Origin of the sequence: Frateuria sp. GZRR33 (assembly GCF_051900425.1) — a bacterium.
GTDB lineage: Bacteria > Pseudomonadota > Gammaproteobacteria > Xanthomonadales > Rhodanobacteraceae > Frateuria_A.
Map to the genome: position 1 here is coordinate 77811 of NZ_JBHZGK010000002.1, position 13765 is coordinate 91575.

At 70.2% G+C, this 13765-nt stretch carries 12 protein-coding genes; all 12 read left to right on the forward strand.

All coding sequences use genetic code 11. The features are described 5' to 3' along the window. Nucleotides 1-6 precede the first annotated feature (6 nt). From rsmH to ftsA, 12 genes are read left to right on the forward strand one after another with little or no spacing between them, the layout of a single operon-like run. On the forward strand, nucleotides 7-927 hold the full coding sequence (rsmH, locus tag ACFWZU_RS02740; protein WP_439699878.1) for a 16S rRNA (cytosine(1402)-N(4))-methyltransferase RsmH: 921 nt from the start codon (nucleotides 7-9) through the stop codon (nucleotides 925-927). After that, the gene (gene ftsL, locus ACFWZU_RS02745; RefSeq protein WP_439699879.1) at nucleotides 924-1196 is read left to right on the forward strand and encodes a cell division protein FtsL; all 273 of its coding nucleotides are present in this window, start codon (nucleotides 924-926) and stop codon (nucleotides 1194-1196) included. The genes rsmH and ftsL overlap by 4 nt, the downstream gene beginning before the upstream one ends. Next, a complete protein-coding gene (locus ACFWZU_RS02750; RefSeq protein ID WP_439699880.1) occupies nucleotides 1193-3004 on the forward strand; it encodes a peptidoglycan D,D-transpeptidase FtsI family protein in 1812 nt (603 codons plus the stop codon). The genes ftsL and ACFWZU_RS02750 overlap by 4 nt, the downstream gene beginning before the upstream one ends. Then, complete coding sequence (locus ACFWZU_RS02755) at nucleotides 3001-4479, forward strand: UDP-N-acetylmuramoyl-L-alanyl-D-glutamate--2,6-diaminopimelate ligase (protein ID WP_439699881.1); 1479 nt, start codon at nucleotides 3001-3003, stop codon at nucleotides 4477-4479. Before ACFWZU_RS02750 ends, ACFWZU_RS02755 begins: the two co-directional genes overlap by 4 nt. Continuing rightward, the gene (locus tag ACFWZU_RS02760) at nucleotides 4476-5846 is read left to right on the forward strand and encodes a UDP-N-acetylmuramoyl-tripeptide--D-alanyl-D-alanine ligase (RefSeq protein ID WP_439699882.1); all 1371 of its coding nucleotides are present in this window, start codon (nucleotides 4476-4478) and stop codon (nucleotides 5844-5846) included. Before ACFWZU_RS02755 ends, ACFWZU_RS02760 begins: the two co-directional genes overlap by 4 nt. Then, the gene (mraY, locus tag ACFWZU_RS02765; RefSeq protein WP_439699883.1) at nucleotides 5836-6918 is read left to right on the forward strand and encodes a phospho-N-acetylmuramoyl-pentapeptide-transferase; all 1083 of its coding nucleotides are present in this window, start codon (nucleotides 5836-5838) and stop codon (nucleotides 6916-6918) included. The genes ACFWZU_RS02760 and mraY overlap by 11 nt, the downstream gene beginning before the upstream one ends. Before the next feature lie 2 nt (nucleotides 6919-6920). Continuing rightward, nucleotides 6921-8165 carry a putative lipid II flippase FtsW gene (gene ftsW / locus ACFWZU_RS02770; RefSeq protein ID WP_439699884.1) on the forward strand — a complete coding sequence of 415 codons (1245 nt, stop codon included), beginning with the start codon at nucleotides 6921-6923 and terminating at the stop codon, nucleotides 8163-8165. After that, on the forward strand, nucleotides 8162-9235 hold the full coding sequence (murG, locus tag ACFWZU_RS02775; protein WP_439699885.1) for an undecaprenyldiphospho-muramoylpentapeptide beta-N-acetylglucosaminyltransferase: 1074 nt from the start codon (nucleotides 8162-8164) through the stop codon (nucleotides 9233-9235). The genes ftsW and murG overlap by 4 nt, the downstream gene beginning before the upstream one ends. Beyond that, nucleotides 9232-10677 (forward strand): UDP-N-acetylmuramate--L-alanine ligase, encoded by a 1446-nt coding sequence (gene murC / locus ACFWZU_RS02780; RefSeq protein ID WP_439699886.1) that lies wholly within the window; start codon nucleotides 9232-9234, stop codon nucleotides 10675-10677. Before murG ends, murC begins: the two co-directional genes overlap by 4 nt. Continuing rightward, nucleotides 10677-11654 carry a D-alanine--D-alanine ligase gene (locus tag ACFWZU_RS02785; RefSeq protein WP_439699887.1) on the forward strand — a complete coding sequence of 326 codons (978 nt, stop codon included), beginning with the start codon at nucleotides 10677-10679 and terminating at the stop codon, nucleotides 11652-11654. Before murC ends, ACFWZU_RS02785 begins: the two co-directional genes overlap by 1 nt. Beyond that, on the forward strand, nucleotides 11651-12382 hold the full coding sequence (locus tag ACFWZU_RS02790; RefSeq protein WP_439699888.1) for a cell division protein FtsQ/DivIB: 732 nt from the start codon (nucleotides 11651-11653) through the stop codon (nucleotides 12380-12382). The genes ACFWZU_RS02785 and ACFWZU_RS02790 overlap by 4 nt, the downstream gene beginning before the upstream one ends. Before the next feature lie 10 nt (nucleotides 12383-12392). After that, complete coding sequence (ftsA, locus tag ACFWZU_RS02795; protein WP_439699889.1) at nucleotides 12393-13625, forward strand: cell division protein FtsA; 1233 nt, start codon at nucleotides 12393-12395, stop codon at nucleotides 13623-13625. Nucleotides 13626-13765 lie beyond the last annotated feature (140 nt).

Genomic DNA, 13765 nt, shown 5'->3' on the forward strand with positions numbered 1-13765 from the left:
TGCGGCGTGGCCGAGTTGCGGCACATCCCGGTGATGCTGGTTGAAGCGGTGGAGGGCCTTGCCGTGCAGGCAGGCGGGCGTTATCTGGATGGCACCTTCGGGCGCGGCGGTCACGCACGCGCGGTGCTGTCGCGCCTGGGGCCCGACGGCCGGCTGCTGCTGATGGACCGCGATCCCGCCGCGATCGCCACGGCCCGCGAAGCCTTCGCAGGCGATCCGCGCGTATCGATCCGCCACGGCAATTTCGCCGACCTGGCCGAATGGGACGAAACCTCCCCCGGCCTCGACGGCGTGCTGCTCGACCTCGGCGTGTCCTCGCCGCAGCTGGACGAGGCCGCGCGCGGCTTCAGCTTCATGGCCGATGCGCCGCTGGACATGCGCATGGACACCACCCAGGGCGAGAGCGCGGCGGAGTTCCTCGCCCGCGCCGACGAGCACGAGATCGCCGACGTGTTGTGGACCTTCGGCGAGGAGCGCTTCAGCCGCAAGATCGCCCGCGCCATCGTGGCGCGCCGGGCCGAGGCGCCGATCGCCCGCACCGGCGAGCTGGCCGCGCTGATCGAGCGCACCATCGGTCGCCGCGAGCCGGGCAAACACCCGGCCACGCGCAGCTTCCAGGCCCTGCGCATCCGCGTGAACGGCGAGCTCGATGCCGTGCAGCGTGGCCTCGACGCGGCGCTGGAGCGGCTCAAGGTCGGTGGGCGGCTTTCGGTGATCAGCTTCCACTCGCTGGAAGATCGCGCGGTCAAGCAGTTCATCCGCGACCATTCCGGCCGCGTGCAGGGCAGCCGGCGCGGTCCGCCGGTAGCGGCGAAGCCCGCCCGGCTGGCCGCGGTCGGCAAGGCGCGCTTTCCGTCCGACGAGGAGCTGGCGGTCAACCCGCGCGCCCGTTCGGCAGTGCTGCGCGTGGCGGAGAAACTGGCATGAAGGCGATCGGCGGCGCGGCGATCGTGATCCTGCTGCTGGCCGTGCTGGTCAGTGCGATCGGCGTGGTGTGGACGCGCCACGAGAGCCGCGTGCTGTTCGTCGAGCTGACCCGGCTGCAGAACCAGCGCGACGAACTCAACATCGAATACGGCCGGCTCGAGCTGGAGCAGGCGACCTGGGCGGAGCCCCGGCGCATCGACCAGGAGGCCCGCAGCAAGCTCGGCATGGTCACGCCCAGGCCGCAGGACATCCAGCTGGTGCGCCGATGAGCCTGCGCCGGCCGATCCCCCAGCCTGCCGCCGGCCGCCGCCGTGGCGCCGGCCCGAGCCCACGCCGGCGCATGTTGCTGGTCGTGGGCGTGCTGTCGCTGGCCTCGATGGGGCTGGTTGCGCGTGCGTTCGACCTGCAGGTGCTGCGCAAGCAGTTCTACCAGGACCAGGGCGACGCGCGCTTCCTGCGCGAGGTCAAGATCCCGGTCTCGCGCGGCACCATCTTCGACCGCAATGGCGAGCCGCTGGCGGTCTCCACGCCGGTGATGTCGGTCTGGGCGAATCCGCCGCAGGTACTGGAGAACGCCGACCGCATTCCCGACCTTGCTGCGGCGCTCGGCGTGGACGCCGGCGAATTGAAGGAGCACCTGGCGCAGCGTGCCGACCGCGAGTTCGTCTACCTGCGCCGGCAGATGCCGCCGGAAGCCGCCCAGGCCGTGCTCGACCTGGACATCCCCGGCATCAATGCGCAGCGCGAGTACCGCCGCTATTACCCGTCGGGCGAAGTGACCGCGCACGTGCTCGGCTTCACGAATATCGATGATCACGGCCAGGAGGGCCTGGAGCTGGCGTTCGACGACTGGTTGTCCGGCCAGCCCGGCGCCAAGCGGGTCATCCGCGACCGCATGGGGCATGTGGTGGAGGACGTCGAGCAGGTGCGCGAGCCCAAGCCCGGCAAGAGCCTCACGCTGAGCATCGACCGTCGCATCCAGTTCCTCGCCTACAACGAGCTGAAGAACGCGCTGACCGAGTTCGACGCGTCCTCGGGATCGATGGTGATCCTGGATGTGCCGACCGGCGAAGTGCTGGCGATGGTCAACCTGCCGACCTACAACCCCAACTCGCTTTCCGGCAGCAAGTTCTCCGACCGGCGCAACCGTGCGGTGACGGACCTGGTCGAGCCGGGCTCGACGATCAAGCCGATCCTGATGGCCGCGGCGCTGTCCAGCGGCAAGTACACGCCGACCAGTCCGCTGATCGACACCACCGGCGGCCACTGGTATTTCCAGGGCCACGACATCCACGACACCCACAACTATGGCCTGCTCACGCCCACCGGCGTGATCACCAAGTCCAGCAACGTCGGCGCCGCGCACATCGCGATGACGCTCGACACGGCGCTGATGTACAACACCTACCGCGCGTTCGGCTTCGGCAACAGCACCAACAGCGGCTTCCCGGGCGAGTCCTCCGGCCTGCTGCGGATCGGCCGCGACTGGCGTCCGCTGGAGCAGGCCATCATGGGCTACGGCTACGGCCTGAACGTGACGCCGCTGCAGTTGGCCAACGCCTACGCCACGCTGGGCGACCACGGCGTCATGCACTCGCCAAGCTTCATCAAGGGTGCCGACAACGAGGCCAAGGCGATCGTCTCGCGGCAGGTTGCCGACGAGATCGTCCAGATGATGGAAACGGTGACCGCCCCCGGCGGCACCGCGACCACGGCACGCATCGCCAACTACATCGTGGCGGGCAAGACCGGCACGGCGCACAAGGCCAACGCCGGTGGCTACTCGCGCGACAACTACACGGCCGCCTTCGCCGGCCTGGTGCCGGCCAGCAACCCGCGGCTGGTCGGCGTGGTCATCATCGACGACCCGCAAAAGCGCAGTTACTACGGCGGCATGGTTTCGGCGCCGGTGTTCGCGCGCGTGATGGAAGGCGCGTTGCGCCTGCTCGACGTGCCGCCCGACAACATCGGCCGCTGGTACGCCGGCGGTCCGCTGATGAGCCCGACCGGGCTGGCTGGCAGCAAGCCACCGGTCGACCCGCCTATCGACGATGCGCCGGTCGAGGACGAGCCGTGACGACGCGCCTCCTCGCCTCCCTGCTGGATGGATTCGCCGACGCAGGTGCGCTCGGCGATCTTCGTATCTGCGGCCTGAGCCTGGACTCGCGCCAGGTACGCCCCGGCGAAGCCTTCGTCGCGCTGCACGGCACGCGCACGCACGGCATTGCCTTTGCCGCCGAGGCCGTAGCGCGCGGCGCCGCGCTGGTACTGGCCGAGGCGCCGGCGGTGGCGGGTTTCGCGCCGGGCGTGCCGGTGCTGTGGATCGACGACCTGCATGCGCGCCTGGGCACGATCGCCGCGCGCTTCCACGACCACCCCTCGCGCGCGTTGCGCGTGGTCGGCGTCACCGGTACCAACGGCAAGACGTCGACCGTGCAGCTCATCACCCAGGCGCTCGCGCGGCTGGGCCACACCGCGGCGAGCATCGGCACGCTCGGCGCCGGCCTGTATGGCGCGCTGGACGAAGGCGAGCGCACCACGCCCGATGCAATCAGCGTGCAGCGCCTGCTGGCGCAGTTCCGCGACCAGGGTGCGACGCACGTGGCGATGGAAGTGTCCTCGCACGCGCTGCAGCAGGGGCGCGTGGGGGCGGTGGATTTCGAGGTCGCGGCCTTCACCAATCTGACCCGCGACCACCTGGACTACCACGGCACCATGGAGGCCTACGGCGCGGCCAAGGCCAAGCTGTTCGCCTGCCCCGGTCTGAAGGCGGCGGCGATCAACGTGGACGACGCGTTCGGGCGCACGCTGGCCGACCGGATCCCGTCCAGCGTGCGGGCGCTGCGCACCAGCGTCGCGGGTCCCGCCGACGTGAGCGCGACGGCGGTCGTCACTTCCGCCGAAGGCCTGGCCTTCGAACTCGCGACGCCGTGGGGCACGCATGCGATCCGCAGTGGACTCTTAGGGCGCTTCAACGTCGCCAACCTGCTTGCGGTAGTGGCCTGCCTGGGTGCGCTGGGGGAGCCGTTCGCGCGCATCGTCGAGGCAGTGGAGTCGCTCGCGCCGGTCAACGGCCGCATGAGCCGCCTCGGCGGCGACGGCCGCCATCCGCTGGTGGTGGTCGACTACGCGCACACCCCCGATGCGCTGGAGCAGGCGCTCGCCGCGCTGCGCGCGCATTGCGCGGGCCGGCTGATCTGCGTGTTCGGCTGCGGCGGCGAGCGCGATGCGGGCAAGCGGCCGCAGATGGGCGCGATCGCCGAGCGCCTCGCCGACGTCGCGATCGTCACCGACGACAATCCCCGTGGCGAGGACGGCGACGCCATCGTCGCGCAGATCCGCGCAGGCATGCGGCATCCGTCGGCGATCGAGCGCGACCGCGCCGTTGCCATCGGCATGGCCATCGCCCAGGCCGGCGCCGACGACGTCGTGCTGATCGCCGGCAAGGGCCACGAGACCTATCAGGAAGGCGCTGCCGGCAAGCGCCCCTTCGATGACCTCGCGGTCGCCCGCGCGGCCCTTGCACAACCGGCCAGGGAGAACCACGCATGATGCGCCTCTCCGAAATCGCGGTGTGGACCCATGGCCGCCTGCTCGGCCCGGACCTGCAGGTGGACGGGGTGGCGATCGACACCCGCCGGCTGCAGGCCGGCGAGCTGTTCGTCGCCATCAGGGGCGAGCGCGTCGACGGACACGACTTCGTGCGCGAGGCTGCTCTGCGCGGCGCCTCGGCGGCGCTGGTCACGCACCGCGTCGATGTCGACCTGCCGCAGGTGCTGGTCAACGACACCCAGGCCGCGCTCGGTGACCTGGCCAGCGCCGTGCGCGCGCAGCGCGACGTGCGCGTGGTCGGCATCACCGGTTCGAACGGCAAGACCACGGTCAAGACGCTGACCGCCTCGATCCTCTCGCGCCACGGCCGTACCCACGTCAACGCAGGCAACTACAACAATGAACTGGGGTTGCCGCTGACCCTGCTGGCGATGCCGGCCGACAGCGAGTACGCGGTACTGGAGATGGGCGCCGGCAAGCCGGGCGACATCGCCTATCTGGCCGCCATCGCACGGCCCGACATCGGCCTCGTCAACACCATTGCGCCGGCGCACCTTGAGCGGATGGGCAGTCTCGAAGGCGTCGCCGAAACCAAGGGCGCGCTGTACCAGGCGCTGCCGGCCGACGGCGTGGCGATCATCAATGCCGACGACGCCTTTGCCGGTTTCTTCGAGGGCCTGGCCGGATCACGCGCGACGCTGCATTTCGGGCTCGACGGCCACGTCGATGTGGGCGCGACCATCCTGGAACAGCGCGTGGACGGCTCGCGCTTCGTGTTGCGCACGCCCGAAGGCGAGGCCGAGGTGGCGCTGCCGCTGGCCGGTCGGCACAGCATCGCCAATGCGCTGGCTGCGGCGTCGATCGCGCTGGCGCTTGACGTGCCGCTGGCGACCATCGTCGCCGGCCTGCTGCACGTGCCGGGCGTGGCCGGGCGCTTGCGCAGTGAAATCATGCCGGGCGGCTGGACGTTGATCGACGACAGCTACAACGCCAATCCTGGCTCGGTCGGCGCGGCAATAGACACGCTGGCGCTGGCCACGGGCGAGCGCTGGCTGGTCCTCGGCGACATGGCCGAGCTCGGGCCCGAGGCGCGCGCGCTGCACGAAGGCATCGGCGCCCGCGCGAAGGCCGCCGGCATCGACCGGCTGTTCGCGGTCGGCAACTTGAGCGTCGGCGCGGCCAAGGCCTTCGGCAGCGGCAGCGAGCACCACGCCGACAAGGCGGCGCTGGCCGCCTCGCTCGCGCGCCAGTTGCACGCGGGCGTGACCTGCCTGGTCAAGGGCTCGCGCTCGGCCGGCATGGAGCAGGTCGTGACCTTGCTCAAAGATCAAACCCACGCCTCCGGAGGCCCCGTCGATGCTGCTTGAGCTGGCCGACTGGATGGCGCGGCATTTCACCGCCCTGCATCTGTTCCAGTACATCACCTTCCGCACGATCATGGCCGCGCTCACCGCGCTGGCGATGTCGCTGCTGTTCGGTCCGGGCCTGATCATGCGGCTGGCGGCGCTCAAGGCCGGGCAGGTGGTGCGCAGCGACGGTCCGCAGACGCACCTGGTCAAGGCCGGCACGCCGACGATGGGCGGCGTGATGATCCTGCTGGCGATCGCCATCGCCACACTGCTCTGGGCCGACCTGCACAACCGCTACGTGTGGATCGTGCTGGCCGTCCTGATCGCCTTTGGCGTGATCGGCTTCTACGACGACTACAAGAAGCTGGTACTCAAGGACAGCCGCGGCCTGGCCTCGCGCTGGAAGTATTTCTGGCAGTCGGTATTCGGGCTGGCGGCGGCGGTGTTCCTTTACAAGACCGCCCAGCTGCCGGCCGAGACCGCGCTTTACGTGCCGCTGTTCAAGCAGGTGGCGCTGCCGCTCGGCGTGCTGTTCGTAGTGGTGGCCTACTTCATGGTGGTGGGCTTCTCCAACGCGGTGAACCTGACCGACGGCCTGGACGGCCTGGCGATCATGCCCTCGGTGCTGGTGTCCGGCGCACTGGGCGTGTTCGCCTATCTCGCCGGCAACAAGGTCTTTTCGGAGTACCTGGGCATCCCCTCGATTCCCGGCGCAGGCGAGCTCTCCATCTTCTGCGGCGCGCTGGCGGGCGCGGGCCTGGGTTTCCTGTGGTTCAACACGTACCCGGCGCAGGTGTTCATGGGCGACGTCGGCGCGCTCGCCATCGGCGCGGCGCTGGCCTGCGTGGCCGTGATCGTGCGCCAGGAAATCGTGCTGATCGTGATGGGCGGCGTGTTCGTGCTGGAGACCGTGTCGGTGATGCTGCAGGTGGCGAGCTTCAAGCTCACCGGCAAGCGCATCTTCCGCATGGCGCCGATCCATCACCACTTCGAGCTCAAGGGCTGGCCCGAGCCGCGGGTGATCGTGCGCTTCTGGATCATCAGCGTCGTGCTGGTGCTGATCGGCCTCGCCACGTTGAAGGTGCGCTGACGATGTTCGGCTTCGGCTCCAGCCAGGCGATCAAGCGGAACGGGCCGCGCGGCAGCTTCGACCTGCCGCTGCTGGTCGCGCTCGTCGGTCTGGCCAGCATGGGCGTGGTGATGGTGACGTCCAGCTCGATCGCGGTGGCCGACAGCCAGCACATCGGCGCGTTCTATTACCTCAAGAAGCACCTGTTCTACCTGGCGCTGGGCCTGCTGCTGGCCGGCATCGCGATGCGCACGGAGCTCAAGCAGGTGGAGAAGTACGCCTTCCCGCTGCTGCTGGTCGGCGGCGTCATGCTGCTGGCGGTGTTCGTGCCGCACCTGGGCATGCGCATCAACGGCGCCCGGCGCTGGCTCAATTTCATCGTGATCAGTTTCCAGCCCGTGGAGGCGGTGAAGCTGATCCTGGTGGTCTACGTGGCGAGCTTCCTGGTGCGCCACCGCGAGAGCGTGGAAACGAAGTTCTGGGGCCTGCTGCGGCCGATCATCGTGGCCGGCGTGATCGTGCTGCTGCTGCTCGCGCAGCCGGACTTCGGCTCGGCCACGCTGGTGATCGCGGTCACCATCGGCATGGTCTGGCTGGGCGGCGCGCGGCCGCTCTACCTGTTCCTGATGGGATTGCCGTTGATGCCGGCGCTCGTCGTCGCGGCGACCAGCGAGAGCTACCGCATGAAGCGGCTGACCTCGTTCATGGACCCGTGGAAGGACCCGTTCAACGACGGCTTCCAGCTTACCCAGTCGCTGATGGCGATCGGTCGCGGCGAATGGACCGGCGTGGGTCTGGGTTCGAGCGTGCTCAAGCTCTCCTATTTGCCCGAGGCGCACACCGATTTCATCCTGGCGGTGATCGGCGAGGAACTGGGCCTGGCCGGCATCGCGCTGGTGATCGGACTGTTCGCTACCGTGGTCGGGCGGGGCCTGTACCTGGGACTGAAGGGCGTGGAAGTGGGCCAGCGCTTCGCCGGCTACGTGGCCTTCGGCATCTCGTTGATGATGGGGTTGCAGGCGATGGTGTCGATCGGCGTGAACCTCGGCGCGCTGCCCACCAAGGGCCTGACCCTGCCGCTGATCAGCTCGGGTGGCTCCTCGGTGCTGATGACCTGCGCCATGGCGGGCGTGCTGCTGCGCGCCACCTTCGAGATCAACCGCGCGCTGGACGCGCGCCAGATGGCCACGCGCATGCCCGCGATGGCGGTGGCAGATGCCAACGCCGCGGTGACGACGCCGCGCGAGCGCGAGGCGGTGGCCGCATGAGCGAGAACGGTCCCGTGCTGATCATGGCCGGCGGTACCGGCGGCCACATCTTCCCCGGCCTGGCCGTGGCCGACGTGCTGCGAGCGCAGGGCGTGCCGGTGGCGTGGCTGGGCGCGGCCGGCGGCATGGAGACGCGGGTGGTGCCGGCGCACGGCATCGAGCTGCACACGGTTGCGGTCGGCGGACTGCGTGGCAAGGGCCTGAAGACGCGCCTGCTGGCGCCGTTGATGCTGGCGCGCGCGCTGCTCGCCTCGTTGCGCGTGCTGCGCCGCGTGCGTCCGCGCAGCGTGCTGTCGATGGGCGGCTACGTGGCCGGTCCAGGCGGCGTCGCGGCGCGCCTGACCGGGACGCCGCTGCTGGTGCACGAGCAGAACCGCGTGGCCGGCTACACCAACCGCAAGCTCGCGGGTTTCGCCAGGCGCGTGCTGGCCGGGTTTGCCGATGCGCTCCCGAACGGCGAGTGGGTCGGCAATCCGGTGCGCGCCAGCATCGCCGCGCTGCCGGCGCCGGCCGAGCGCTTCACTACGCGCACCGGTCCAATGCAGTTGCTCGTGCTGGGTGGCAGCCTGGGCGCCCGCGCGCTCAACCTGGCGCTACCGCAGGCGCTGGCGCTGGTGCCAGCCGAGCGACGCCCGAGCGTGCGCCACCAGTGTGGCAGCCGCGGCCTCGACGAGGCTCGCGCGGCCTACGCGCAGGCCGGCGTCGAGGCCGAGGTCGTGCCCTTCATCGAGGACATGGCCGCAGCCTACGGCTGGGCCGACCTGGCCGTGTGTCGCGCCGGCGCGCTGACCATCGCCGAGCTCACCGCGGCCGGCCTGGGCGCCGTGCTGGTGCCTTTCCCCCATGCGGTCGACGACCACCAGACCGGCAACGCACAGGCGCTGGTGGAAGCGGGCGCCGCCGAACTGATCCAGGAACGTGATTTGGACGTACAGCAACTGGCGCGGCGCCTCGACGCGCTGCTCGCCGACCGCCGCCAGCTGACCGCGATGGCCGAGGCCGCGCGCGCGCAGGCCAAGCCCGACGCGGCCGCGACGATCGCCGCCGCCTGCCTGGAGGTGGCCGCATGACGCCCCGCCGGCTGCTCGCCCACGAAGACCTGATGACCACCTTCCGCCGCGTGCATTTCATCGGCATTGGCGGTGTCGGCATGAGCGGCATCGCCGAGGTGCTGCACAACCTCGGTTATGCCGTGTCCGGCTCGGACAAGTCCAATTCGCCCACCGCGCAGCGGCTGGCCGCACTCGGCATCGTGGTGCAGGTCGGGCACGAGGCGGCGCACGTGGCCGATGCCGACGTCGTGGTCACCTCCAGCGCGATCCGCCAGGACAACCCCGAGCTGCTCGCGGCCCGCGCCGCGCGCATCCCGGTGATCCCGCGTGCCGAAATGCTGGGCGAGCTGATGCGCTTCCGCCGTGGCGTCGCCATCGCGGGCACCCACGGCAAGACCACCACCACCAGCCTGGTCGCCAGCGTGCTGGCCGAGGCCAACTACGACCCCACCTTCGTGATCGGCGGCCAGCTCAACGCCGCCGGCGCCAACGCGCGGCTGGGCACCGGCCAGTACCTGGTGGCCGAGGCGGACGAGTCCGACGGCTCGTTCCTGCTGCTGTCGCCGGTGATCGCCGCGGTTACCAACATTGATGCGGACCATCTCGAGAACTACGGCGGCGACTTCGCGCAGGTGAAGAAGGCCTTCGCCGACTTCCTGCACCGCCTACCTTTCTATGGCCTGGCCGTGCTATGCGTCGACGACGAGGAGGTCGCCCGGCTCGCCAGGAACACCTCGCGCCGCGTGATGACCTACGGCATCAGCACGGCCGATGCCGACGTGCGCGCCACGAACGTGCGCCAGAGCGGCTTCCAGATGCAGTTCGACCTGCGCTTGCCCAATCGTGCCGAGCCTCTACCGGTGACCCTCAACCTGCCGGGCCAGCACAACGTGCTCAACGCGCTGGCCGCGGCCACGATCGGCTGGCAGCTCGGCGTCGAGGCGGAAGCCATTGCCCGCGCACTGGAGAACTTCCAGGGTGTCGGCCGGCGCTTCCACCGGCGCGGCGAGCTTGCCCTGGATCAGGGCAGTGCGCTGCTGGTCGACGACTACGGGCACCACCCACGCGAGCTTGCCGCTGTGTTCGCCGCCGCCCGGGGTGGCTGGCCCGACCGTCGCCTGGTGGTAGGTTTCCAGCCGCATCGCTACAGCCGCACGCGAGACCTGCTGGACGACTTCGCCAACGTGCTGGCCGAGGCCGACGTGCTGGTGCTGACCGAGGTCTACCCGGCCGGCGAGGCGCCGATCGCCGGCGCCGACGGGCGCGCGCTGGCCCGCGCCGTGCGCGCGCGCGGCAAGGTCGATCCCGTGCTCATCGAGCACCCGCGCGACTTCAAGGACACCCTGCCGACGCTGCTGCGCGACGGCGACCTCCTGCTGCTGTGCGGCGCCGGCGACATCGGCGCCGTGGCGGTGGAGCTCGCGCAGGCCGGCCAGCTCAAGACGCGAGGTAGCGAATGATGACCACGACGATCCCCGGCACCGACGCTCCCGTGCGCATCAGCGACCCGGCCCAGTTCGGCCGCGTCGCCGTGGTGATGGGCGGCAGTTCGGCCGAGCGCGAGGTATCGCTCGATTCGGGCCGCAACGTGCTGGCGGCGCTGAAGAGCCGCGGCGTGGATGCGCATGCGATCGACGGGATCCCGGCATTGCTCGACGCGCTGCGCGCCGGCCACTTCGCGCGCGTGTTCAACATCCTGCACGGCCAGCATGGCGGGGGCGAGGATGGCGTGCTGCAGGGCGCGCTGGAGTCCCTCCACGTGCCCTACACCGGCTCGGGCGTGCTCGGCTCGGCGCTGTCGATGGACAAGGTGCGCTCCAAGCGCGTGTGGCAGTCGCTCGGCCTGCCCACGCCGAAGTTCGTTGCGCTGGCGCGCGGCGCAGACGCGCAGGCCGTGCACGCGGCGGCGAAGCAGGTGGGTTTCCCGTTGATCGTCAAGCCGGCCTGCGAAGGTTCCAGCGTGGGCGTCACCCGCGTGTTCGAGGAGAGCCAGCTCGACAGCGCGGTGCAGCTCGCCGCCCGCTATCCGGGCGACCTGCTGATGGAAAGCCTGGTCGAGGGCCAGGAGATGACCGTCGCCATTCTCGGTCGCCAGGTGATGCCCTCGATCCACATCGTCCCCAAGGGGGCGTTCTACGACTACAACGCCAAGTACGTCGCCGAAGACACCCAGTACCTCTGCCCCGGGCTGGAGGGTTCGGCCGAGGACGAGTTGCGAGCGCTGGCGCTGGAGGCCTTTGACGCGCTCGGCTGCCACGGTTGGGGCCGAGTGGACGTGATGCGCGACCACGCCGGCCGCAACTTCCTGCTTGAGGTGAACACCGCGCCGGGCATGACCTCGCATTCGCTGGTGCCCAAGGCGGCCAAGGCCGCCGGCATCGACTACGAAGAGGTTTGCTGGCGCGTGCTGGAAACCAGTTTCCGGGAGGGCCTGTGAGGGGAGCCATCCGCCTCGTTGCCTGGTGCCTGGCCATCGCGTTGGTGGTGCTGCCGGTGGTCGGCGTGCTGCGCGGCTGGTTCGCCGCCGACCGCTGGCCGGTGACGCAGCTGACCGTGCAGGCCGAGTTCAAGCACGTCAGCGCCGAGCAGATCCGCGCGGCCGTGCTGCCGCGTCTGGGTCATGGCTTCTTCGCGCTGGACCTGGATTCGGTGCAGCAGGCGGTGGCGGCGCTGCCTTGGGTGGAATCGGTCGAGGCGCGCAAGCGCTGGCCGGACACGCTGATCCTGCGCATCTACGAGCGCCAGCCGTTCGCGCGCTGGAACGGAACCCGGCTTATCAGCCGGCAGGGCGTGCTGTTCGACGGCGGCAGGATCGCGCCCTCCGCACCGCTGCCGGACCTGCACGGCCCGGATGCGCAGATGCCCGAGGTGGTGGCGTTCTACGCCGACGCGCTCAAGGCGGTCGCTCGCACGCCCCTGAAAGTGTCAGGCGTGGCGCTGTCCGAGCGCGGCAGCTGGAGCCTGACCACCGACGCGGGCGCGCAGATCGTGCTGGGCGACCGCACCCAGGCCGGCAAGCGCCTGCGCCGCTTCCTCGACGTCTACCCGCAGGTGATGGCCGGCCACCCGGCCGCCTTTGCCTACGCCGACCTTCGCTACACCAACGGATTCGCCGTGCGCTGGCCCGAGGCCGCCGCACCTGCCGCGGGGACGCCCCGCACATGAGCCTGACCCTATGAAGACGCGCAACGACAAGCAGCTGGTCGTCGGCCTGGACATCGGCACCAACAAGGTGACCGCAATCGTGGGCGAGTACGAGCCGGGTGAGCCGATCGAGGTGATCGGCATCGGCTCGCACGTCTCGCGCGGCATGAAGCGGGGCTCGGTCGTGGACATTGAATCGACCGTGCATTCGATCCAGCGCGCGGTGGAGGAGGCCGAGCTGATGGCCGGCTGCGACATCCGCTCGGTGTTCGCCTCGATCTCCGGCAGCCATCTGGAAACCAAGAACTCGCACGGTACCGCCGCGATCCGCGATCGCGAGGTCACCCCTGGCGATCTGGAGCAGGTGCTGGAGGCGGCCAGCGCGGTGGCGATCCCTGCCGATCGCAAGGTCCTATATAAGGAGTCGCAGGAGTACCGCATCGACGGCCAGGACGGTATCCGTTCGCCGGTCGGCATGAGCGGCGTGCGCCTGGAAGCGTCCGTCCACCTGGTCACCGGCGCGGCCGCAGCGGTACAGAACATCTCCAAGTGCATACAGCGCTGCGGGCTCTCCGTGGACGAGCTGGTGCCTTCGGCAGTGGCCAGTGCCAAGTCGGTGCTCACCGACGACGAGCGCGAGCTGGGCGTCTGCCTGGTCGACATCGGCGCCGGCACCACGGACATCGCCATCTATACGCAGGGCTCGATCCGCTACACCAAGTCGCTGCCGGTCGGCGGCGACCAGGTCACCAACGACATCGCCTATGGCGTGCACACGCCGACCGCGCATGCCGAGGAGATCAAGATCAAGTACGCCTGCGCGCTGGCGCAGCTGGCGCACGCCGAGGAGACGATCCAGGTCCCCAGCGTCGGCGACCGCCCGCCGCGCCGGCTCGCCCGGCAGTCGCTCGCGCAGAGCGTGCAGGCGCGCTACGAGGAGATCTTCGAGATGGTGCAGGACGAGCTGCGCCGCTCCGGCTACGACAGCCTGGTCGCCGCGGGCGTCGTGCTGACCGGCGGCGCCTCCCGCATGGAAGGCGCGCTGGAGCTGGCCGAGGAGATCTTCCACAAGATGGTGCGCATCGGCGTGCCGCAGCACGTCACCGGCCTCGGTGAGGTGGTCGCCAACCCGCTGCACTCGACCGGCGTGGGCCTGCTGCTGCACGGCGCGCGCGCCGGCGGCGTGCGCGTGAGCCACCCGGTTGGCGGCAGCGTCGGTGGGCTGGTGGACAAGGTGCGTGGCTGGATCACCAAGAACTTCTGACGGGGAGGGCGACGCCCTCTCCGGGAGTGGATTTTTCGGCTGGCGCGGAGCGCCACCGCGGGCGAAAGGAGGTTTCGCCCACCACCGCAGGGCGGCAGGACGCCGTTCCCGCGGCAACAACGACAACGAAGAGTCTCTAC